Annotated in this window: 18 protein-coding genes; 6 read left to right on the top strand and 12 right to left on the bottom strand. The window is 61.5% G+C overall.

Going from position 1 to position 23,219, the window contains the following annotated elements:
- Positions 1–3: 3 nt before the first annotated feature.
- From BM413_RS08895 to BM413_RS08870, 6 genes are all read right to left on the bottom strand, one after another.
- Entirely contained in the window at positions 4–387 is a 384-nt protein-coding gene (locus tag BM413_RS08895) for a YciI family protein (RefSeq protein ID WP_091912474.1), read from the bottom strand.
- 98 nt (positions 388–485) lie between these two features.
- On the bottom strand, positions 486–3,662 hold the full coding sequence (locus BM413_RS08890; RefSeq protein WP_091912472.1) for an efflux RND transporter permease subunit: 3,177 nt from the start codon (positions 3,660–3,662) through the stop codon (positions 486–488).
- Complete coding sequence (locus BM413_RS08885; RefSeq protein WP_091912470.1) at positions 3,659–4,855, bottom strand: efflux RND transporter periplasmic adaptor subunit; 1,197 nt, start codon at positions 4,853–4,855, stop codon at positions 3,659–3,661. The genes BM413_RS08890 and BM413_RS08885 overlap by 4 nt, the downstream gene beginning before the upstream one ends.
- Before the next feature lie 233 nt (positions 4,856–5,088).
- Positions 5,089–7,917, bottom strand: coding sequence for an autotransporter domain-containing protein (locus tag BM413_RS08880; protein ID WP_091912468.1), 2,829 nt, complete (start codon positions 7,915–7,917; stop codon positions 5,089–5,091).
- A 177-nt stretch (positions 7,918–8,094) separates the two neighbouring features.
- Entirely contained in the window at positions 8,095–8,712 is a 618-nt protein-coding gene (locus tag BM413_RS08875) for a LysE family translocator (protein ID WP_091912466.1), read from the bottom strand.
- Between the two features lie 165 nt (positions 8,713–8,877).
- Positions 8,878–9,537, bottom strand: coding sequence for a response regulator (locus BM413_RS08870; protein WP_091912464.1), 660 nt, complete (start codon positions 9,535–9,537; stop codon positions 8,878–8,880).
- Positions 9,538–9,652: 115 nt separating this feature from the next.
- Between BM413_RS08870 and BM413_RS08865 the strand changes: the two genes are divergently transcribed.
- The 6 genes from BM413_RS08865 to BM413_RS08840 all read left to right on the top strand — a co-directional run bounded on the left by BM413_RS08865 (position 9,653) and on the right by BM413_RS08840 (position 17,362).
- Complete coding sequence (locus BM413_RS08865; RefSeq protein ID WP_091912462.1) at positions 9,653–11,425, top strand: ATP-binding response regulator; 1,773 nt, start codon at positions 9,653–9,655, stop codon at positions 11,423–11,425.
- A 67-nt stretch (positions 11,426–11,492) separates the two neighbouring features.
- Positions 11,493–13,961 carry a DNA ligase D gene (ligD, locus tag BM413_RS08860; RefSeq protein WP_091912460.1) on the top strand — a complete coding sequence of 823 codons (2,469 nt, stop codon included), beginning with the start codon at positions 11,493–11,495 and terminating at the stop codon, positions 13,959–13,961.
- A gap of 19 nt (positions 13,962–13,980) precedes the next feature.
- On the top strand, positions 13,981–14,856 hold the full coding sequence (locus BM413_RS08855; RefSeq protein ID WP_091912458.1) for a non-homologous end joining protein Ku: 876 nt from the start codon (positions 13,981–13,983) through the stop codon (positions 14,854–14,856).
- Complete coding sequence (locus tag BM413_RS08850) at positions 14,856–15,941, top strand: tetratricopeptide repeat protein (protein WP_091912456.1); 1,086 nt, start codon at positions 14,856–14,858, stop codon at positions 15,939–15,941. Before BM413_RS08855 ends, BM413_RS08850 begins: the two co-directional genes overlap by 1 nt.
- A 1-nt stretch (position 15,942) precedes the next feature.
- Positions 15,943–16,575: an alpha/beta hydrolase family protein gene (locus BM413_RS08845; protein ID WP_091912455.1), complete on the top strand. Its 633-nt coding sequence runs from the start codon at positions 15,943–15,945 to the stop codon at positions 16,573–16,575.
- Between the two features lie 13 nt (positions 16,576–16,588).
- Entirely contained in the window at positions 16,589–17,362 is a 774-nt protein-coding gene (locus tag BM413_RS08840) for an exodeoxyribonuclease III (RefSeq protein WP_091912846.1), read from the top strand.
- A 14-nt stretch (positions 17,363–17,376) separates the two neighbouring features.
- Here BM413_RS08840 and BM413_RS08835 read toward each other — a convergent pair whose 3' ends face one another.
- The 6 genes from BM413_RS08835 to BM413_RS08810 all read right to left on the bottom strand — a co-directional run bounded on the left by BM413_RS08835 (position 17,377) and on the right by BM413_RS08810 (position 23,052).
- Entirely contained in the window at positions 17,377–17,619 is a 243-nt protein-coding gene (locus BM413_RS08835) for a hypothetical protein (protein ID WP_091912844.1), read from the bottom strand.
- 118 nt (positions 17,620–17,737) lie between these two features.
- Positions 17,738–18,610, bottom strand: a complete 873-nt coding sequence (locus BM413_RS08830; RefSeq protein WP_175544285.1) for a DUF930 domain-containing protein — start codon at positions 18,608–18,610, stop codon at positions 17,738–17,740.
- A 160-nt stretch (positions 18,611–18,770) separates the two neighbouring features.
- The gene (locus BM413_RS08825) at positions 18,771–19,100 is read right to left on the bottom strand and encodes a hypothetical protein (RefSeq protein ID WP_091912451.1); all 330 of its coding nucleotides are present in this window, start codon (positions 19,098–19,100) and stop codon (positions 18,771–18,773) included.
- A 151-nt stretch (positions 19,101–19,251) separates the two neighbouring features.
- Positions 19,252–20,049 carry an FAD binding domain-containing protein gene (locus BM413_RS08820; RefSeq protein ID WP_091912449.1) on the bottom strand — a complete coding sequence of 266 codons (798 nt, stop codon included), beginning with the start codon at positions 20,047–20,049 and terminating at the stop codon, positions 19,252–19,254.
- Positions 20,050–20,061: 12 nt separating this feature from the next.
- A complete protein-coding gene (locus BM413_RS08815) occupies positions 20,062–22,416 on the bottom strand; it encodes a xanthine dehydrogenase family protein molybdopterin-binding subunit (protein ID WP_091912447.1) in 2,355 nt (784 codons plus the stop codon).
- A gap of 123 nt (positions 22,417–22,539) precedes the next feature.
- A complete protein-coding gene (locus BM413_RS08810; RefSeq protein ID WP_091912842.1) occupies positions 22,540–23,052 on the bottom strand; it encodes a (2Fe-2S)-binding protein in 513 nt (170 codons plus the stop codon).
- Between the last annotated feature and the right edge of the window lie 167 nt (positions 23,053–23,219).

The following is a 23,219-nucleotide window of genomic DNA, read 5'->3' as shown; positions in this document are numbered from 1 at the left end:
TTGCTAGCTCTCCTCCCGGGCCGTCAGCGGCGCACCGGGGACATAGAGTGAAATCGGCCGGATTTCATACACCGCCGTCGGATTGGCGCGACGCAGGTCGCGCGCCGCTGCGACGGCTGCCTCGAGCGTCGGGAAATCCACCACGTAAAAGCCGAGCAACTGCTCCTTGGTCTCGGCAAAGGGGCCGTCCGTGACCAAACCGGCACCCTCCCCGCGCAAGGTCACGGCACCCTGGGTCGGGCCGAGCCGTGCGGCCGGGCCCAGACGCTTTTCCCCGACGAGACGATCGTTGACCTGAAGCAGATCAGCCATCAGCGCCGCATCCTCCTCTTCGGTCCAGGATTCGACCACTCCTTCCTCGTGATAAGCCAGGATGGCGTAGAACATCGATCGTCTCTCCCTGTTTCAGTCGATTTTCGCCAAACAAGCCGGATCGCGGATAATTCTGGAAGAGCAGGCATATCCGACGATCGCTGCCGCTGGCTTTAGATATCGGCCCCCCGAACCACCGCCGCCTCTTCCTCCAGCTTCCGGTATGGGAAAAGCCGCCGAAGCGTCACGTAGAACACCGGCGTCAGGAACAGGCCGACGATCGTCACGCCAAGCATGCCTGAGAACACCGCCGTACCCAGTGATTGCCGCATTTCAGCGCCCGGCCCGGTGGCGATCATCAGCGGGACGACGCCCAGGATGAAGGCGAAAGCGGTCATCAGGATCGGCCGCAATCGCAGCCGGGCAGCTTCCACTGCCGCTTCGACGGCAGACGCGCCGCGCTCCTGGCCCTGCCGGGCAAACTCGACGATCAGGATGGCGTTCTTGGCGGCGAGGCCGACAAGCACGACAAGGCCGATCTGCACCAGCACATTGTTGTCCAGTCCGCGGAAGGCCACGCCGATGAGTGCCGCGAGCACGCCGAGCGGCACGATGAGCACGATCGCGAACGGCATGATCCAGCTCTCATACTGCGCCGACAGCGCAAGAAAGACGAACAGCACCGACAGCCCGAAAATCAGGATCGCCGTGTTGCCGGTCTGGCTTTCCTGCAAGGCAAGTTCCGTCCACTCGAACGACGTTCCCTGCGGCAGCGTCTGCGTTGCAACCGTCTCCATCGCCTTCAGCGCATCACCGGTGGAGACGCCCGGCGCGGCGTTGCCCTGCACCGGCACGGAGACATACATGTTGTAGCGCTGCACCAGCGACGGCCCGGTCACGTCGCGGATCTCCACCAGAGTGCCCAGCGGCACCAACGCGCCTGTAGCCGATCGGACCTTCAGTTTCAGAATGTCGTCGCGCTCCAGGCGAAACGCCTGATCCGCCTGCGCCCGGACCTGATAAACGCGTCCGAACGCATTGAAATCATTGACATAGGCAGTACCGAGATTGATCGACAGCGTCTCGAATATGTTGGGGATCGGCACATTGAGGATGCGCGCCTTGTCGCGGTCGATCTCCAGGAAGAACTGCGGGCTCGAGGCCGAGAAAGTGGTGAACACACCCGTCAGACCCGGCGTTTGGTTGGCCTTGCCGGCAATCTCATAGGCGAGCGCCAGTATCGGCCGCATGTCGGCGCTGTTGCGTTCCTGCAGCATCATCTTGAAGCCACCCGAATTGCCGATGCCGGGCACAGGCGGCGGCGGCAGAGCTATGATGAACGCCTCCTGGATCGATTGCAGGCTGCCATACAGGTTGCCGATGATCTGGCCGGACGACTGACCTTCTTTCAGTCTTTCCTCGAAGCTGTTGAAGGCTGCAAAGATCACGCCCGAATTGCTGGCATTGGTGAAGGTCGCACCGGAGAAGCCGGCAAATGCAACGGCATTGGCGACGCCGGGCGTCTTCCTGATGATCTCCGATGCCTTCTGGACGACGGCGTCGGTTCTGCCCAGCGACGAGCCTTCCGGCAATTGCACGACGACGATGGCATAGCCCTGATCCATCTGCGGGATGAAGCCGCGCGGCACCGTCTGCAGCATAAAGACCGTGGCGTAGATCAAGGCGGCAAAGACCAGCAGCATTGTAAGCAACGCTGCCCACGAACCGACGAGCAGATGCACCAGCTTGGCATAGCCATGCGAAAGCTTGTCGAAGCCGTTGTTGAAGCCGTCCGCAAGCGCGCGGCCCCACCGGGCCAGGAAGAAGTTTGAGTGCTCGCCATTGTGGTGAGGCTTGAACAAGGTGGCGGCCAGCGCCGGTGAAAGCGTCAGCGAATTAAAAGCGGAGATCGCCGTCGAGACCGCGATGGTGATGGCGAACTGGAGATAAAACTGGCCTGAAATGCCGGGGATGAATGCCGTCGGCACGAAGACGGAAATCAGCACCAGCGAGATCGCAAGCACCGCGGTGCCGACTTCGTCCATCGTTCGGTGGGCAGCGCGCCGCGGCGTCTGCCCCAAGGCGATATTTCGCTCGACATTCTCCACGACGACGATTGCGTCGTCGACGACGATGCCGACCGCCAGCACGAGCCCGAAGAGCGTGAGCATGTTGAGCGAGAACCCGAAGGCATAAAGGAATGCCAATGTGCCGATCAAGGACACCGGGATCGCCACAATGGGCACAATCGCCATGCGCCATGATTGCAGGAAGACGATGATGACGATGACGACCAGCAGGATCGCTTCGGCGATCGTCTTGTAGACCTCGTTGATCGACTCGGCGATGAACTCGGTTGGGTTGTAGACAATCTCGTAGGCGAGGCCTTTCGGGAAATCCGCCGCCAGATCGGCAACAGTTTTCTGGATCTCGTCGGCCGCCGCCAGCGCATTCGTTCCGGGCCGTTGGAAAATGCCCAGCGCCACCGCCTGCTTGCCGTTGAGATAGGAATTGGTGACATAGTCCTTGGCGCCGAGTTCGATGCGCGCCACATCCTCCAGAGAGATCAGGCGCCCTTCCGTCGACTTGACGATGACATAACGAAAGTCACGGGCATCATTGAAGCGCCCTTGCGTCGTCACCGTATATTGAAAGGCCGATCCGCCGGTGACCGGTGGCGCGCCGATCGAACCGCCGGAAACCTGCACGTTCTGCTCGCGCAATGCTTCGACCACATCGCCGGCCGTCATGCCATATGCCGACAGTTTCTCAGGGTCGAGCCAGATGCGCAGCGCATATTCGCGTTCGCCGAAGATGATGACGTCGCCGACGCCGTCCAGTCTCAACAGCACATCGCGAATGCGCGTGCGCGCATAGTTCGAGACATAGAGCTGGTCGTAGGTGTCGTCCGGCGACAGCATGTGCACGACCATCATGAGATCGGGCGAACTCTTGGCGGTCGTCACACCGAGCCGCCGCACCTCTTCCGGCAGGCGCGGCTCGGCCACCGAGACGCGGTTCTGCACCAGCACCTGAGCCTGATCGAGGTCGGTGCCGATCTCGAAGGTAATGGTCAATGCCATCGCGCCGGTTTCCGACGAGTAGGACGACATATAGAGCATGTTCTCGACGCCGTTGATTTCCTGCTCGATCGGCGTCGCGACGGTAGCTGCAACTGTTTCGGCGTCCGCGCCGGGATAGGCGGCGCGCACCACGATCGTTGGCGGGGCGATCTCGGGATACTGGGCGACCGGAAGCTGCGTGTAGGCGATGCCGCCGACAATCAGAAGCACGATCGAAAGGACCGCTGCGAAGATCGGGCGGTCGACGAAGAAATGAGAGAACCTCATTGCGGTTGCCCTTCGGCCTTGGGCGGCAAGGTGATCGCTTCGGGCTTGACGGTGACGCCCGGACGCACACGCACGAGCCCATTGACCACGACGGTTTCATCGCCCGTCAGGCCTTCGCGAATAACACGATAGCCGTCGATGCGCGGGCCGGTGCGGACCGGCTTTGTGGAAACCAGCCCCGCCTGGTCGACAACAAAGACGATGCGGCGGTTCTGGTCGGCGCCGATCGCCTCGTCCGGCAGCAGTACGCCGGGATGCGGCAACGAACCCGGCACATTGATGCGGCCGAACATGCCCGGCTGCAGCATCCCCTCCTTGTTGTCGAAGCGGGCGCGGGCGCGCATCGTGCCGGTCGCCTCGTCCAGCCGGTTCTCAGCAAAGTCCAGCTTGCCTTTGACCGCCGCCTCGTTCTGGTCGGCCACGCGAACCGAAACGTCGATGCCGCCTCCTCCTTCCTGAATGGAGCCGCCGCGCTGACGCGCATCGCGGGCATAGGAGAAGTAGGCCCGCTCATCGATGTCGAAATAGAAGTCGATGGGGTCAAGCGCGACGATGGTGGTGAGCAGGGTCGAGTCCGGCTGGACGAGATTGCCTTGCGAAACCAGCCTCCGGCCAATGCGGCCCGATAGCGGCGATTTGATCTCGGTGAATTCCATGTTGAGGCTGGCGGTGCGCAATGCGGCCTCGGCGCCCTGATGCTGGGCTTGCGCGGAGAGGAACTCGCGCCGGCGGTCATCGAGCGTGGAGGCGGAAAGATTGCCGGACTTAGCCAGCTGCTCGGCCCGGTCGAGCTGCATCTTGGAGAATTCGAGCAGGCTCGTCGCCACATCCACCTGCGACTTCGCCGCGTCAAAGGCGGCCTGGTAAGGGCGCTGGTCTATGGTGAAAAGTGGGTCGCCTTTCGCCACCATCTGGCCGTCGCGGAAATGTATGTCCGCCAGGTAGCCGGCGACGCGCGAGCGGATCGCGACATCGTCGATCGCATCGAAACGCCCGACGAATTCATCGTCTTCGACGATATCGCGCACCACAGGCTTGGCGACCGTTACGGTTGGCGGCGGCGGCTGTTGGGCGAAGGCACTGCCGGACAGGCTGAAGGTCAGGCCCAGCAAACCACCAAGCGCAATGCGCCATAACGGTCTTCTTCGGCACTTGATGGAAAGGTAGGACAATCTGCCTGCTATGCTTTCCATCGGACACTCCTCATGTGACCTTTGCAAGTTATATCGATTTAAATAGCAAGACAGCCGCAAAGCAAGTGCCTGCCCGCGAGACAAGCACAGTTGCCGGCAATGGGCTGCGCCGCAATCGCGGATTGCGGGTCAACTCCTCGATCAAAGAAATGATGCAGCGGCGACCCACTGACAATTACTTCTGAAATCGCCGTCCTGACCTGAAAAACTGAAGCTCTTCAGGTCGATAGGGATCAGAACCTCACGGCTAGGTCGAGCTTGAAGCTTTGGTCCTGTGCCTTGCTGGCAAGCTGGCCGGCATAGGCGAAGCCGAGCGTTGCGGCCTTTGCTATCTGAAGATCCAGTCCTGCTTCGATCGCGAGCGCGTCCGTGGCGATCGGCAGACCCTCGATCGCGAAAGGCGTGCCGCCGGCAAAGGCGAAGGTGGAGGTCGGCACGGTGTCGCCGAAGGCGTGCCGCCAGCCCAGCATGCCGCGGGCGGTTGCGCCGAGGCTTCCGATGGCAAAGTCGGTAGCGGCGTGTGCGCCGAGCGTCGTGAAGGTGACATCCGTGGTGGACGCTGCGGAAACGAGGCCCATCCCGCTGCCTGTTTCGGCAAAGCCGTCCGACCTGACGCTTGCATGCGCCAGTCCGGCGAAAGGTTCCAGGCGGAGATTGCCGGCGGACAGGCGATAGCCGAGTTCACCGAAGACCTGCGCGGTGCCCGCGTCGTAGCTGGCGGTGGGCCTGCCGTCGAAATCATAGAAATAGCTGCTGAAACGAGGCGCGCGCCGGGTTTCGATGTCGTGCCATGTGTAGGCAGCGCCCGTCCGTAGGGCAACAGCGCCCCATTCGGCGCCGGCATAAAGGCCGAGGTGGATATTCTTCGAAGAGCCTGACGAGGAGGTCTGCCGGCTCTCGAATGTGGTCTGGCTGTAGCCGCCGAGCACGCCGAGCCGCCAGGCGTCGCCCACAGCCGCGTCGCCGCCGAACAGCACGCCGCCGATGGAGTGCTCCAGCCCTACCGCATTGTCCGTTCCATCGCGTTCGCCCCAGGCGCCGAGCACCTGGCTCCAGACCGCGAAACGATCGGTCGTGGCAGGCGCGAGTTCCGGCCCGTCCGGGCCAAAAGCCATGACCGGCAGTGCCGGCGCACCCGCATCGGCAAAGGCGGCGCGAAGGCGCGACGAAGCCGCATCACTGATGAGGTTGCTTTGTGTGACGAGCGTGCCGGCAAGCGAGGCATGAACCTCGCCGGTAAGCTGGTTGAAGGCGACGGCTGCTTCCTCTTCGTTCAGGGTCGTGATGATCCCGTAGAAAAGGTTGTTCACGCCGAGACTTTCGATGCCGCCGGCCACCGCCGCGCCATTGCGGGTGGTGGCGACATCGGCGAAGGCGACACTGTTACGCGCTACGTCGAGATAAACATTCGTCGGATCATAGGTGAGATCGAAATCGAGGAATGCGTAGCAGCTGCAGATGTATTCGAACTGCCCGGTGACGCTGCCGGCCGTGATGATCGTGTGGCGTTCATCGCCTTTGTAGCCGCCGGGGCCGAACCTGATATCGAGCGACCCGCCTTCGATGGTGGCGGTACCGCTGACGTCGAGACGGCTTGTGCCATCGGGCGCGCCAAGCTCGACCAACAGCCAGGAATCCTGACGCTGCCGATAGTTCCCGTCTATCGTCAGCGTGCCGCCGTCGCGGCTCCAGCCACCCAAAACCCCGCCGTGATTGTCGACGTTGCCGAAAATCGTGCCGTCGCCAGAGAGTAGGGCGTTCGCCTCGACGAAGGTGTCGGAGGCGATACTGCCGCCGATGACGAGAATGCCGCTATCGACACGGGTGTCGCCGAGATAGGTGCTGTCACCGGAGAGAATGAGCACGCCATTGCCGGACTTGATCAGTCCGCCATCGCCGGTGATGTCGTTTTCCCACCAGCTCTCCCCTTCGTCGATCACGGCATGGAAATCGCCCCAATCGAACTTGCCAGGCCCGAGCACCGCCTTGCCGGCATCGAGCAGGCCGTAGCCGAAGATCTCATCGACACCGGGCGCGCCGACATCCCAGGCCGTGCCGAGCAGAACCTGGCGCACTTGCTCCATGGTCATGTAAGGAAACATTTGCGCAACCAGTGCGGCAGTACCGGCTACATGCGGCGCGGCGAATGATGTGCCGAGGGTCTTTTGGTAACCGCCATCCGGTTTGGCGACATAAATCCCGTCAGCCACTCCGTGCCAAACATAATCGCCAATACTCGGATTCCATTTCCACCCGGGGCCTCCACCTGGGGCTGCGAGGCACCAGTTTTTTGCCACACCGCACCGGTTTGCCCAGTCTGGCACGTAATCAGGTCCAACGGCGGTCACCGCCAGCCAGCCGCGCTCGAGTTCAGGAAATAGATATGGCAGGCCAGCTTCCAGGCTCGGTTGATCCCGGCCGTCGTTCATTGTTGCCCAGATCAGAAGAGTATCAGCCGCAACAGCTCGCCGATAAACGGCGAGGCTCCTCGCAAGATACTCTTCGTCTTCTTTAGTCATTGTATCGGTGATGGACGGAAATGACCCATAGCTGTTGTTAATGATACGGACGCCGCGATCAACGAGCAGCGAGATGCCATATTGCGCTCCCAAGTCATTAAGAAAACCGTCATCGCCGTCAACGTTTACCATCGCAATTGTCGCGCCCGGAGCCACCCCGTGCATGCCGATGCTATCGCGATTGGCGGCGATGACAGAGGCAACCCCCGTTCCGTGGCCGTCAGTGTCGATATTCCACGGCTTTGAAGGATCATAGGTAATACCGTCGACATAGCGGCCAACAAACTCAGGGTGGTTGGTGTCAAAGCCACTGTCGACGACCCCCACCGTCACGCCGCTGCCGTCGACGCCTTTCGCATAGGCGTCGGCCGCATTGATCGTCTCCAGCCCCCATTGCGCGAGATATTCCGGCGTTCTCCACGTCTCCGGATTGGCCGGGTCGCCTGCGGTCTGAGCGCTGGCGATGCCGGAAAAACTGCCGCAAAGCGCAGTCGACAAGAGAAGCGCGGCAATATGGCTCGCGCTGCGATTTCGGCTGTTCATGGGGTCACTCCGAAAGAGCTTGCGGGAATATCGGCACCGCACGAGAAAGATGAAACGACGAGGAAAAGACAGAACGGAACTTCCGCGACGGCGCGCGCTCGAACAATACGGCAGATGCCGTATTTCGGATCGGAAAGCCCGGCATTTGGGAGCCGGCTGTTCGCGTTCTCTGCAGGATCAGACATGATGGCTGACAAGCGCCACGCCCAGTCCGATGAGGATCGTGCCGCAGGTTTTGGGGACCATCCACCCTGCCCCGCCGGCTGCGACCCGGCCAAGCGCGAGTGAGGCGATGCCGACCGCGGCGAGATCGGCGATCGAGAAGGTGAGATTGACGATGATGCCGAGAATGAGGAATTGCAGTCCGACGGGAATGGTGGCCGACGGGTCTACGAATTGCGGCAGGAAGGTCAGGAAGAACAGCGCGGTCTTGGGATTGAGGATTTCAACGACCATGCTGTCACGAAATGTATTCGGCGCCGGCCGGGCACCATCCCCGCCCGTGCGGTTCCAACCGAGGAACATGGCAAGGCCGAGCGTGATGAGGTAAGCCGCGCCCGCAAACCGGATAATCGAAAAAACGACCGGCGCATGCTCCATCAGCGCGGCGAGCCCCACTGCCGCGGCTATGATATGCACGTAACAGCCGAGATGAACGCCAAGTGCCGCCATCAGGCCTGCCTGGCGGCCATGTGCGAGAGTCTGCGCGGTCATATAGAGAATTGCAGGCCCCGGCACGCAAGCGAAGGCAAGCGTTGCGATGGCAAACGGAATCCACAGATCCAGCGACGGCATGATGGCTCCTCCCACATGTTTCAGCCGCGGGAGGAATAGGCTCGGCTCCGGGAGGAAGACATACGGCAGATGCCGTATTTGAACGGCCGTCGCTGTCCGATAATCAGTTGATGGTTAAGAGAATGCTACCCGGAATTGCGAGCCCTGAAGCCCTGCACGGTCCTGTCAGCCAGCGGGTAGTCCCAGGCGAACCGCGTAGGCGGTCAGTTCGGCGGCACTATGGAGATTGAGCTTGCGCATCAGGTTTTCCCGATGCTTGCGGGCGGTCAAGGGACTGATGCCCAGCCGCTCCGCAATTTCCCGCGCGGTCATGCCTTGCGCCACCAGCGTCAGGATTTGATGCTCGCGCCGCGTCAGCGGGATTGGCGACAGCATTTCCTGCGCCGGCTGCGGCCTGCTGTTTCGAGCCGGCTCGCTGATTGCGAAGCGAACGGTCTGCGCCAGATAGGTTCCGCCGTTCTTCACCGCCTCGATGGCTGCGCCAAGTTCTTCCGGGTCGCCGTCCTTGGTCAGATAGGCGCTGGCGCCGGCATCGAGGGCAGCACGCACCGTTCTCGGCTCGATATTGGCCGTCAGAACCAGAATCTTCATTCGGGGCGCAAGAGCCCTTATGTCGGAGATGAACTGGATTCCGGCAACGCCCGGCATGCCGAGATCGAGGATCAGCAAGTCGGCGCGCGTGCCGCGCACATGGCCCAGCAGAGACTCGCCGTCCGCCGCCTCGGCAACGACAGACACATTTTCCATCACCGAGATGAGCAGCTTCAGTCCTTCACGGACAATGGCATGGTCGTCGGCAAGAATGGCGGTGAGCGGGCGAATCATTTGGTCAGCGGAAATTCCCTGGGCGCCAACTTATGGGAAACAAGTTGCCTATAGATCAATCGTTTTTGGGTAAGGACCGTTCGGACGATGTTCGCGCGGCGCTTGGAGGGGCCTGATGCAGGAAGACAAGATTCGCCAGGCTCTCATCGAGCTTCTGTATCGCAACTCCTACGGCGTGGTCATCTCCAACATCGTCATTTCTCTCGCGGCCGTATACGTGCTGAGGAATGCCGTTTCCGCGAATTGGCTGGCTGGGTGGCTTGGCGCACTCTATCTGCTCACCGCCATACGCGTTCTTGCCTCCCGCCGTTTTTTCAGCAGCAAAAGATATGCCGGCTCGATCATGCGATGGGCGTGGCTGGCAGCAAGCTTTTCATGGGTATCGGGCCTGTTGTGGGGCGCTCTCGGCTGGGCGGGGTTCCTTCCCGAGGCACCCATCGTGCTTTCCTTCACGGTTATCGTGCTGACCGGCCTCGTCTGCGGCACGGTGCCGTCGCTTTCGGCTTTTCCGCCGGCGCTCATCGGCTCGATTCTCGCGACCGTTGTGCCGATTGCCGCCCGTTGCATCATGACCGAAAGCGATATTTCCGGCGCCTTCCTGTTCCTGCTCGCATCCCTTGTGGCGATCAATTTCTACTATTGCCGCATCACTTACCGGATGCTGCGCGAAACCGTCAGTTTGCGACTGGAAAATGAGAATCTGGTCGACCACCTGCAGGAAGAACGCGACCGGGCACAGACGGCAGACCGCGCCAAGACGCGTTTTCTGGCGGCGGCCAGTCACGATCTGCGCCAGCCGATCCATGCCTTGAGCCTGCTGGTTTCCACGCTCGCCATTTTGGGCCAGCGCGGCAATGTACCCTCCGGTGAGGCTCGCGACCTGGCAAGCAGGGCGAAATCCGTCGTCGGCAATCTCAGCGGGCTCCTGAACGCGCTGCTCGATATCTCCCGGCTCGACGCAGGGATCGTCACGGTTGCCAACGAAGCGGTGGAACTGCGTGAGCTTTTCCGCGATCTTGGCAACGAGTTTGCCGCAGAAGCAAAACAGCGCGGCCTTGAATGGCGTGTCGTCGACAGCGAGCTGCGGGTCGACAGCGACCCCATGATGCTCAAGCGGGTCCTCAACAACCTGGTGTCGAACGCCTTTCGCTACACCAAGGAAGGCGGCGTTCTGCTCGGCTGCCGCAGGCGCGGCGATCTGGTGGAAATACAGGTCCTGGACACAGGCCCCGGCATCCCCGCCGATCAGCAAGCAATGGTTTTCGAGGAATTCGTGCAGTTGCAGAACCCGGCAAGGGACCGCACGCAAGGTCTGGGGTTGGGCCTCGCCATCGTTCGCCGCACGACGGAACTGCTCGGACATCCGTTGAAGCTGGTTTCCAGGCCCGGGCGCGGCTCGATGTTCTCCGTGACGGTTCCGAAAGCCGGCGCGGTAGAGGCCACTTTGCAGGGCAGCGAGACACTACCCGCCGGCATCACCGCACCCGTCGGCATCATGGTCGTGGAGGACGAAAAAGATGTTCTCGACGCCATGGTCCGGCTGCTCACGCTGGAAGGGCACCGTGTCTATGCCGGCCGATCTGCTGCAGAAGTGCGAAAGACCCATGCGGGAGCTTTGAGAACCGGAGACGCGCCGGTCGATCTTATCATCGCCGACTACCGCCTGGGTCGGGGCGCCACGGGCCTGGAAGCGATCCAGACGCTTTGCAGCCACATCGGCCGCCGTGTCCCGGCCATCATCATTACCGGCGACACCTCGCCATCGCGCCTCAAGGAAGTCAGCGCGAGCGGAGTTCGTATCCTGCACAAGCCGATCGCCGGCGAGGAACTGCGTGAAGCGATTCTCGGTGCCTGCGCTCAAGGCAAGGAGAACAATCCTCGTCGCTGAGATTGTGACGTATCGCTTGATCGAACTGGAACATTGCGGCTTGACCGGACTGCCCATACGCTAGGGCATGGCGACATCGAAGCTGCAGCCCTATCGCAAAAAGCGGGACTTCTCGAAAACGCTTGAGCCCGCCGGCAATCTTTCAGGCGATACGGGCAGCCGTTTCGTCGTTCACAAGCATCATGCGACTGCGGATCACTATGATCTGAGGCTGCAGGTCGGCGACGTGCTGAAAAGCTGGGCCGTACCGAGGGGGCCTTCGCTCAATCCGGCAGACAAGCGGCTTGCGGTCGAAACCGAAGACCATCCTCTGGAATATATCGACTTCGAGGGCGTCATACCCGAAGGCGAATATGGCGGCGGCCCGATGATCGTCTGGGACACAGGCGTCTGGGCGCCGATGGACGATATCGAGAAAAGCCTGAAGACCGGTGCGTTCAAGTTTCGTCTGGCCGGCGAAAAACTCAATGGCGGCTGGATGCTGGCGCGGCTGAAGCCAAAGCCGGGCGAAGACGACCAGCGCAACTGGCTCCTGTTCAAGGAGCGCGATCTCGCCGCCGACACGAAGATCGACATCCTCGCCAAGCGCCCGGAAAGCGTGAAGTCCGGCCGGCGGATCGAAGAACTGGTGCAGAAGCCGAAACCGGTGCGCAAGCAGGCTAGGCTCGATCCCGGCTCCCTTCCGGGCGTCACGAAGGGAGACGCCCCGACGCGCATCGAGCCCCAACTCGCGACCCAGATAGCCGCTCCGCCCGGCGGTGATACCGGAGAGGTCTGGCTGCATGAGATCAAGTTCGACGGCTACCGGACGATGGCGCATGTATCCGGCGACACCGTGCGGCTGATCACGCGAGGCGGACTGGACTGGACGAAGCGCTACGGCGACCTGCCGGATCAATTTCGGCGGCTGCCGAGCCGCGACGTCGTCATCGACGGCGAAATCGTCGTGCTGGACGACAAGGGCATCAGCCGGTTCTCGCTGCTGCAGGATGCGTTGTCGGAAGGACCCGGCAAGAAGCTGGTATTCTATGCCTTTGACCTTCTCCATCTCGATGGCTGGAACCTTGCCAAGGTTGCACTGGAAAGGCGCAAGGATCTGCTTTCCGAATTCCTGGCCGGGCACATAACCACAAATTCGGCGATCCAGTTAAGTGACCATGTCGATGGCGACGGACACGCATTCTACGAAAAGGTCTCGGAATTGGGGCTCGAAGGGGTCGTCTCGAAACGCGCATCAGCGCCATATCAAAGCGGCCGCTCAAAAACCTGGACCAAGACCAAGGCGTTGATGGCAGGCGATTTCGTCATTGCCGGATACACGGTTTCCGAAGCGGCCGAAGGCCTCGCCGCCCTTGCCGCAGCCGAATGGGTGGACGGCGAACTGCAGTATCGCGGCAAGATCGGCACGGGCTTCGATGCCGATATGCAGGAAGAACTTCTTGCCCGGCTGGAGCCCCTGCATGACGGCGCAACCAAGCTCGAGGGTGCGCCGAAGGAGATCATCTGGGTCCGCCCGGTGCTGTCGGCGCATGTCCACTATGCAAACCGCACGGCCGACAACGCGCTTCGCCACGCAGTGTTCAAGAGCCTTCGCGACGTGGAGCTTACCACGCCTGTCTCGACGAAGCGCAAACGGCTGATTTCGGACGCCGATCTCGCAAGCATCTCGGTCACCAATGCAACGCGCCGGCTGTTCGGCAAGTCCGGTCCGACCAAGCTCGATATTGCGCTTTACTACGCCATGGTCGGAGACTTCATGCTGCCGCATATTCTCGGCCGGCCGGTTTCGCTGTTCCGCTGCCCGACGGGAAAGCTCGCGGATTGCTTCTTCCAGCGCCATGCCTTCACCGGCATGCCATCCTCGATGGCAACCTTCGACTCCACCAATTCGGAAGGCGAGACGAAGTCCTATATCTCGGTAGAAGACGCGAGGGGCTATCTCGCGCTGGCACAATTCGGCGTCATCGAATTCCACACATGGGGATCATATCGCAAACGGCTCGACAAGCCCGATCGCATAGTCTTCGATCTCGATCCGGGCGAAGGCATCGCCTGGCGGGAGGTGGTCGAGGCGGCTGTTCACATCCGTGCAGGGCTTGAAGGGCTCGGTCTCGTCCCCTTAGTCAAGACATCGGGCGGCAAGGGCATCCATGTGGTCGTCCCCATCACGCCGAAGCTCATCTGGAAAAAGGTCCATCAGGCAACCAGCGCCATAGCCAGCCAGCTTGCCGCCAGCGCGCCCCAGACCTTCACCACGACGATGGGCAAGGACAATCGCATAAAGCGGATTTTCATCGACTTTCACCGCAACGCGCGCGGGCACACTTCGGCTGCCCCCTACTCTCTTCGGGCACGCACAAACCTGCCTGCATCGACCCCCGTAAGCTGGACCGATCTCGAAACCATCGACGCTCCAGAGGATTTGAACTATTCTTCGCTGCCTGGCCTCTTGGCCACGTCGGGCGACCCCTGGGCGGATATTGAAGATTTCGCTAGGGATTTGCCGTTATTGTCTGAAAGCAGGAAGTCATCGTAGTACCGCGTAGGAGACGATCATGGCGCCCAGGGCAAGCTGGAAAGGTTACCTTAAACTCAGTCTCGTGAGCTGTCCGGTCAGGCTCTATCCCGCCACGAGCACGAGCGAACGCATCAGCTTCAATCAGCTTCACAAGAAGACCCACAACCGGATTAATATTAAGCCTGTCGATCCTGAACTGGGCCTGGTCGAACGATCCGATCTGGTGAAGGGATACGAATACGAAGACAAGAAATACATCATCATCGAGGATAGCGATCTTGAAAGCATCAAGATCGAATCCACGCACACGATGAACATCGAAGCCTTCGTGGACGAAGGCTCGGTCGACGTCATCTATCAGGACGCCCCCTATTATCTGGCGCCAGACGGCGCTATGGCTGAAGAGACATTCGTCGTGCTTCGAGAGGCGTTGCGGAAGACCGGCAAGCTGGCGATCGCACGCCTCGTCCTGTCCAGCCGTGAGCGGGTGATCACCATCGGCGCTCGCGAAACCGGCATGTTCGTCTGTACGCTGCGAAATCCGAGCGAAGTGCGCGGTACGGCCGAGTATTTCGGCAACATCCCGGTCGGAAAGCCGGATGCCGAGATGCTGCAACTCGCCGAGGCGCTTATCCAGCAGAAGCAGACGACTTTCGATCCCAAGAACTACGAGGATCGCTACGAGGTCGCCTTGATGCAGATGATCCGGGAGAAGCTCAAGGGTCACAAGCCGATCGTCGCGGCGGCTCCCGAACGCGGCAATGTCATCAACCTCATGGATGCTCTCAAGGCGAGCCTGTCGCAATCGAAGCCGGCAGCCAAGAGCAAGACCAAGGCCGAACCGGCAGCCAAGTCCAAGGAAAAGGCCGTCCCTGCCGCAGCGGCGAAACCGGCTGCCAAGAAAAAAGCCTGATGGCGGTTGCCGGCCAGATATTCGGCATCGTGGGCGCGCTCTCTGCCTTTCCAAGGCGAATGGCCGCGCGCGAGGTCGAACGGCAAAAGGGTCATCTCCGGCGGGGCTTGACCCGCCGGATGTCGCATCTGGTCTTTGGCCGCGGCTTGCTCATGCGGGCAAGCGAGATCGAGATCGAAGCGTTGTTCGATACCGGAACGAGCCAGGGCACACGGCTCCTGAGCGAGAACGGGTTTCTTCGGCTGCTGGGGCTGATGCCCTCGCCGGAGGCATCAGCACTCACGGAACAGTCTTTAGTCGACCAGTCCGGGCTGTCCCCGCGGACGCTCAAGCTTCTTTCCCTGTTCGACGCTTTCGAGCATGACGCCGAGCCTTACTCCTTCCGGGATTTGATCCTGGCCCGGAAATATGCGGGGCTGGTTTCAAGCGGCGCTTCCTGGAGCGCGATCGCAAGATCGGTGCATCGATCCGGGCCGGTGAAGTCGCTTACGGCATTGTCGCTCCACCACGAGGGAGCGGACGCGATCTATGCGCGCCGAGCCGAGGGTCTGAGTGAACTCGACGGCCAAATGCTGTTCGAACTTGGAATTCCCGGCGAAGCCGAACTGGAGGATATCTTCCTGCAGGCCGAAACGGCCGAGCAGGAAGGCCAATATGCGGAGGCTGCAGCCTTCTACCAGCGCTATCTCGCAATCGATCCGAACGACCCCGTCGCCGCCTTCAACCGAGCGAACTGCCTGAAGGCGGCCGGCCTGCCGTCCGATGCCGCGCAGGACTATACCCGCGCCATCAAACTCGATCCCAGCTTCGTTGAGGCGTGGTTCAACCTCGCCGGGCTGATGAGCGAGGACGGCCGGATCGCTTCCGCGCGCCGCCACCTTCTCAAGGCGATCGAACTCGACAGCACATACGAAGACGCAATCTTCAACCTCGCGAAGCTTGAATTCGACGCTGGCAATCTCAGCGAAGCCCGGCGCTGGTGGGAGCGCTATCTCAAGCTCGACGGCGATTCCGAATGGGCCCGAACCGCTGCCCGCGGCATTCAGTTTGTCGACCTTCAGCTTGCCCAGCGAACGGCAGGCTGAGATGTTCCTGTTCGATGGACCGGATGATGCTCGCGTCACCATCCTCCTCGCGCACGGCGCCGGCGCACCGATGGATTCCGCATCGATGACAGCCACGGCCAAGGCTTTAGCTGAGGCCGGGTTTCGCGTCGCACGCTTCGAGTTCGGCTACATGGCCGCGCGCCGGACCTCCGACAGCCGCAAGCCCCCTCCCCGTGCCGAGACGCTCAATCCGGAATACAAGGCGGCCGTGGCCGAACTCGGCGCGAAAGGGCCGCTCATCATCGGCGGAAAATCCATGGGCGGACGGGTCGCCAGCATGGTCGCGGATGATCTTCATGCCGACGGTAAGATCGCCGGGCTTCTGTGCCTCGGCTACCCCTTTCACCCGCCAGGCAAGCCCGAACAGTTGCGCACCAAGCATCTTGCCGGATTGAGAACGCCGACCTTGATCTGCCAGGGAACACGCGACGAATTCGGCACCCGCGAGGAACTTCCAGCCTATCAGCTCTCCGACAGCATTGATATTCTGTGGCTGGAGGATGGAGATCACGACCTCAAACCTCGCAAGAGCGTATCGGGTTTTTCTGCCGCCGATCACCTGAAGACGCTTGCCGATGCGGTCGCGGCATGGGTCGCCAGGCTGCCTCGCTGACCATGCGACCGGCATGAAGATCGCCACCTTCAACGTCAATGGCGTAAACCGGCGGCTTGAAAACCTGCTGGCGTGGCTGGCATCGGCCAAACCCGATATCGTCTGCCTGCAGGAATTGAAGGCGCCCGACACGCAGTTTCCAAAAACTGCGATCGAGGCGGCGGGCTATGGCGTGGTCTGGCGCGGGCAGTCGGCCTGGAATGGCGTCGCCATCCTGGCGCTCGGCAGCGAACCCGTGCTGACCCGCACCGAACTGCCGGGCGATCCATCCGATGCACAGAGCCGCTACATCGAGGCGGCCGTGAACGGCATCCTGGTCGCGTCGCTCTATGCACCCAACGGCAACCCCCAGCCCGGCCCGAAATTCGACTACAAACTTGCCTGGCACGATCGCCTGATCAGCCACGCCACGGAGCTATTGTCGACGGGGCTGCCTGTCGTGCTTGCCGGCGACTACAACGTCGTCCCGGAGCCACGCGACATCTATCCGACACGATCCTACGACGACAACGCGCTGGTCCAGCCCGAGAGCCGCGCAGCGTTCCACAGTCTTCTCGACCAGGGTTGGCTCGACGCAATCCGCAAGGTTCATCCCAAGGATCTCATCTACACATTCTGGGATTACCGGCGAAACCGCTGGCCGCGCGATGCCGGCCTGCGCCTCGACCATATTCTTCTAAGCAAAAAGCTCGCACGACGGCTCAACGGAGCCGGGATCGACAGGGACGTTCGAGGAATGGACGGCGCAAGCGATCATGCACCGGTATGGATCACACTTCGGAAATAAGGCGCCGGCCTAGATCAGGCATCGCGAACCGGTTCGAGAGCCAGATCCCTCTCCGGACGCGCACCGGCCTCCAGCCGTGAAAGTTCCCGCTCGTTGACATCGTAGTACTCGCCGTCGATCAGGACGCGAGCAGACATGCCGGAATCGGAAAAACGTCGGCTGACGACGTAGACCTTGTGCCGTTCAAGGACGCGCCGAACCGCCGCGCGCGACTTTCGCTGGTTTTCGACCGCAGTCGATTTGCGTTTTTCCGCCATGGACATAGCACCACATCAGTCGAATGCAGTTTTCCGATCTCACTCAAAGGATGATATCGCACGCGACTTTCTTGGCAAGGGTTAGCTCAGATTCCATCCCGGACGCGCTACCGCAGCCTTATTGCGAGGGCAGCCCGCGGCGCTTCCATTCGCTTCGGGGAACCGGATCCCCGACATTGAAGGCGAATGACACGACTTTCATTGCCTGTGCGTCGACCTCGCAACGATAGCTCAGATTGAACCACTGCCCATTCGCGCGGAAGGCTTCCCGGGGAATTTCGATGACGGTGCCGTCCTTCAGTCGCTCGGAAGGCAGGAGGTCCGGAAAATACGGCGGTGAAGCGTTGAGCAACTGCTCACGCAGCTCCGTGACGCAGAGCCGGCCCGCACGTACGTCGCGCGGAACGTTGCGCATCGCAGTTGTCGCTGCCGGACTGGCGGTTGCGGTCTGCGAAAACAATTTCTTGGCCTCCTGAAGCTTCACGGCGCTTTGCACTTTGGCGGCTTCAGCCGGCTTGGGCGTCGGTTTCTTTGGCGTCTCGGGCTGCGGAGCCGGGTTTATCGCATCGAGCGCTTTCGCCGGCGGTGGCTCTGCGAGATCCTTTTTGTCGGGTTCGAGCCGCGCCAAGGGTGACGCCGAACCGTCTTCCGCACTGTTGCCATCCAGAGCCTCCCGAGGACCGGCGTCCTTCTCGCCGAATTGGAAGACGGGCCTCAGAGCGGGTATCGGCCGTTGTCCGGCGGTATCATTGCCTGTCGGTGACGATGTCTCGGCTTTCGCTTCCTGCGGCTTCTCGGGCTTGGCCGCTTTCGCAGGTGGCGGAGGTTCAACTTTGGCTTTCTCCGGTGGCTTCGGCGGGGGCACGAGTTCAACCGCTATCGCCTGCTCCTCCTGCGATGGCGAGAGCGATACCGGCAGTCCGAAGATCAGAAGTACGGCAATGAGCAAATGCGTGACGACGGAGGCAGGCAAGGCCCACCACCTGAACATCCAACGCTGATCCCATATGTCATCCCGCATCGGGACTGATGTGGAATGAAATGTTGGCGGCATCAAGCATTCATGCCGCCAATGCCGAAATAGTCATCCAGCTTCGCGAAGCGATGGAGGTGCCGGAGACAAGCAGGACCGTCAAACGGCCCATCCGCATCTACTCTGTGATCGGGTCGCCGCATGGTTCATAAAGCAGGTTGATCCACCAGGAGCGGTTGACCAAACCCTTGGCGCCGTCGCGTTCAGACAGCGTGTCGACGCCGACACACCATTGAACCAGGCTGGGCGAAAGGCCGTACTGCTCGGCGAGATAGGATGCCGCCTCGTCGATGCCTTCGCTGCACCCCACGGTCTTGCAAAGCTGCGCCTGAGTGGCGATGTCGCGCAACGCCTCATGGCCGATCGAGCTGGTGCGATACCAGACCATGAACGCAAACACGGCAAGCAGAAGCAGAAATCCGGCTGCAATCTTCAGGTAGAACTTCACGCGTCAATGCCCACCTTACGGGCGTCTCGCCCTCTTCAACTTTGACATCTAGCGATGCGGCAGGAGCAAGTCAAAAAATGGGCGCTGTTTTCCTACCTGCATGAAAAAGGGCCGCAAGCGGCCCTTCCGTGGATCTGGCGAGTACCCTCAATCAGGCGTTGGCATCCGCAACCGCGCGCTTGGCCATGACCACAATCAGATTGGCGCGGTACTCTGCCGAGGCGTGCATATCGGTCATCAGGTTCTTCGACGGCACGGTGACGCCTTCCAGTGCGGAGGCGTCGAATTTTTTCGTCAGTGCCGCCTCGATCTCCTTGGAGCGGAAGACGCCGTCGTCGCCCGAGCCGGTAACCGCCACCCGCACGCCGTCGCTGCCCTTGGCCACGAATACGCCGGTGATGGCATAGCGCGAAGCCGGGTTGCGGAACTTCTGGTAGGCAGCCTTTGCAGGCGCGGTGAAGGTGACCGCGGTGACGATCTCGTCTTCCTTCAGCGGCGTTTCGAACTGGCCCTTGAAGAACTTGTCAGCCGCGATCTGGCGCTTGTTGGTGACGATGGTGGCCCCGAGCGCCAGAAGGGCGGCGGGGTAGTCGGCGGCCGGATCGTTGTTGGCGATCGACCCGCCGATCGTGCCGCGATGGCGCACGGCGGGATCGCCGATGAGGCTGGCGAGATGCGCGACCGCGGGCGCGACCTTCTTCAGCTTCTCGTCGTTGGCGACCTCGTAATGCGTCGTGCCGGCGCCGATAGTGACGGTCTTGCCCGAAACCTTGATGCCTTTCATTTCCTTGATGTGGCCGAGATCGACCAGATCGGAGGGTGCCGCAAGCCGGGTCTTCATCGCCGGAATGAGCGTCATGCCGCCGGAGAGGAATTTGGCATCGCCTTTTTTGATCTGCTTGGCGGCGTCAGCGACCGAGGAAGCGCGGTGGTAATTGACTGAGTACATGATCGTTCCTCCTCAGTGCTTCGTTGCCAACCGCAGCGCTGCCCAGACCTTCTGGGGCGTTGCCGGCATGGTCAGTTCATTGGTGCCGATGGCGTCGGTAATGGCGTTGATGACCGCCGGCGGCGAACCGATGGCGCCGGCCTCGCCGCAGCCCTTGATGCCGAGCGGATTGGACGGGCATGGCGTGTTCGAGGTCGAAACCTGGAACGACGGCAGGTCGCCGGCGCGCGGCATGGTGTAATCCATGTAGCTCGCCGTCAGAAGCTGGCCGTTGCCGGGATCGTAATGCGCGCCTTCCAGCAGCGCTTGCCCGACGCCCTGCGCAATGCCGCCATGCACCTGGCCCTCGACGATCATCGGATTGATGATGTTGCCGAAATCGTCGGCTGCGACGAACTGGATGATCTCGGTCGTGCCGGTATCCGGATCGACCTCGACTTCGCAGATGTAGCAGCCGGCCGGGAAGGTGAAGTTGGCCGGGTCGTAGAAGGCGGTTTCCTTAAGGCCGGGCTCCATGCCGCCGGGCAGATTGTGCGCGGTGTAGGCGGCAAGGGCCACCTGGAACCACGGCACGTTCTTGTCGGTGCCGGCGACTTTCAGCGCGCCGTTCTCGATGACGATGTCGCCCTCGTCCGCTTCCATCAGATGGGCGGCGATCTTCTTGGCCTTGGCCTCGACCTTGTCGAGCGCCTTGACGACGGCGCTCATGCCGACAGCGCCGGAGCGCGAGCCATAGGTGCCCATGCCCATCTGCACCTTGTCGGTGTCGCCATGCACGATCGACACCGAGTCGATCGGCACGCCGAAGCGCTGGGTGACGAGCTGGGCAAACGTCGTCTCATGCCCCTGCCCGTGGCTGTGCGAACCGGTGAGCACTTCGATCGTGCCGACGGCGTTGACGCGCACCTCAGCCGATTCCCAAAGGCCGACGCCAGCACCGAGCGAACCGACCGCAGCCGACGGCGCGATACCGCAGGCTTCGATGTAGCAGCTCATGCCGATGCCGCGCAGCTTCCCGGCCTTCTTGGCCTTGGCGCGGCGCTTCTCGAAGCCGGCATAGTCTGAGGCCTTGAGGGCGGCATCGAGCGAGGCACCGAAATCACCGGCGTCGTAGCACATGATGACGGGCGTCTGATGCGGGAAGGAGGTGATGAAATTCTTGCGGCGAAGCTCTGCCGGCGAGAGGCCGAACTCGCGCGCCGCCGTCTCCATCATCCGTTCCATGACATAGGTGGCTTCCGGCCGCCCCGCCCCGCGATAGGCATCGACGGGCGCGGTGTTGGTGTAGATCGCCTTCACATTGGCGTGGATCGCCGGGATGTTGTACTGGCCCGACAGCAGTGTGGCGTAGAGATAGGTCGGCGTCGCCGAAGAAAACAGCGACATATAGGCACCGAGATTGGCCTTGGTCTCGACCTTAAGGCCAAGAATCTTGTGATCCTTGTCGAAAGCCATTTCGGCGTGGGTGGCGTGGTCGCGGCCATGCGCGTCGGTGAGGAAGGCTTCCGTGCGGTCGCCGACCCATTTCACCGGCACGCCGGTCTTCTTCGATGCCCACAGGCAGACGATCTCTTCCGGATAGATGTAGATTTTGGAGCCGAAGCCGCCGCCGACATCGGGAGCGATGACGCGCAGCTTGTTTTCCGGCGCGACATTGTAGAACGCACTCATGACGAGGCGCGCGACATGCGGGTTCTGCGATGTCGTCCAGCAGGTGTAGTGGTCTTCCGCCTTGTCGTAGTGGCCGAGTGCAGCGCGCGGTTCCATGGCGTTGGGAACGAGGCGGTTATTGATGATGTCGAGCTTCACGACATGCGCAGCCTTGCCAAAGGCGGCATTGGTGGCTTCGGCATCGCCCAGATCCCAATCGAAGATCAGGTTGTCGTCGGCTTCCGGATGGATCTGCGGAGCGCCTTTCTTCACGGCGTCCACGGCGCTGGTTACGGCCTTGCGTTCCTTGAATGTGATCTCGACGGCCTCGGCCGCGTCGCGCGCCTGGCCTTTCGTGTCGGCCACGACAATGACGATCGCATCGCCGACATAGCGGACGCGGTCGACCGCCAGCGGAGACCATGCGCCCATCTTCATCGGCGAGCCGTCCTTGGAATGGATCATCCAGCCGCAGATGAGATTGCCGATACCGTCGGCCTTGAGTTCCTTGCCGGTCAGCACGCCGACGACGCCCGGCATGGCTTGCGCTGCCTTCACGTCGATCTTCTTGATGTCGGCATGTGCGTAAGGACTGCGCACGAACGCGGCATGCTTCATTCCCGGAACCACCATGTCATCGACATAGCGCCCCGCGCCTGTGATGAACCGTCTGTCTTCCTTGCGCGCAACCCGTGCGCCGACGCCTTCAATGCCCATTGCAGAAACTCCTCCGCGAATTTCTAGAAGCGAATAGTCTGTGGCGAGTAGTGGAAACCAATCAGCGCAGCAGCGAATGCGAAACCCTATTCGCTATTCACTACTCCCTATTCTCTCAATATCTCACGCCGCCTTCTTCGCCTTGCTCGCAACCTTACCCTTGCTCGCCTTCGACATCGTCTTGGACGCTGCCAATATGGCTTTCACGATGTTGTGATAGCCGGTGCAGCGGCAGATATTGCCTTCGAGCTCTGCGCGCACCGTCGCTTCGTCCAGGCCTTCTGGGTGGCGATTGATCATATCTGTCGCCGACATGATCATGCCCGGCGTGCAGAAGCCGCATTGCAGCCCGTGATGCTCTTTGAAAGCCGCCTGCACCGGATGCAAATCGGCGCCGTTGGCCAGGCCTTCGATGGTGACCACCGTCGAGCCGGATGCCTGAGCGGCCAGCATTGTGCAGGATTTGACTGCCTTGCCGTCGACATGGACGACGCAGGCGCCGCATTGCGACGTGTCGCAACCGACATGCGTGCCGGTGAGCCCGACATGCTCGCGCAGGAAATGGACCAGCAGCGTGCGGTCCTCGACCACGCCGCCTACGCGCCGGCCGTTCACAACCAACGATACTTCCGACATGAAACCTCCCTCGGTGCCGTTCCCGTCACAGCCGAAGGCCGGACGGTCTGAATTCTGTCGCCGCGAAACGCGCAGCAAAAATACATTTATTATTCCCGACGATGCGAGAATGCAGGCGGCCCAGATGCCCGTATATTGTACTTTCGGACACGAGTTCTGCATGCAGG

Origin of the sequence: Mesorhizobium sp. YR577, from assembly GCF_900116595.1 — a bacterium.
Lineage (GTDB): Bacteria > Pseudomonadota > Alphaproteobacteria > Rhizobiales > Rhizobiaceae > Mesorhizobium_M.
The sequence above is the reverse complement of the archived record's forward strand: the minus strand, read 5'-3'. Positions and strand labels throughout refer to the sequence as shown.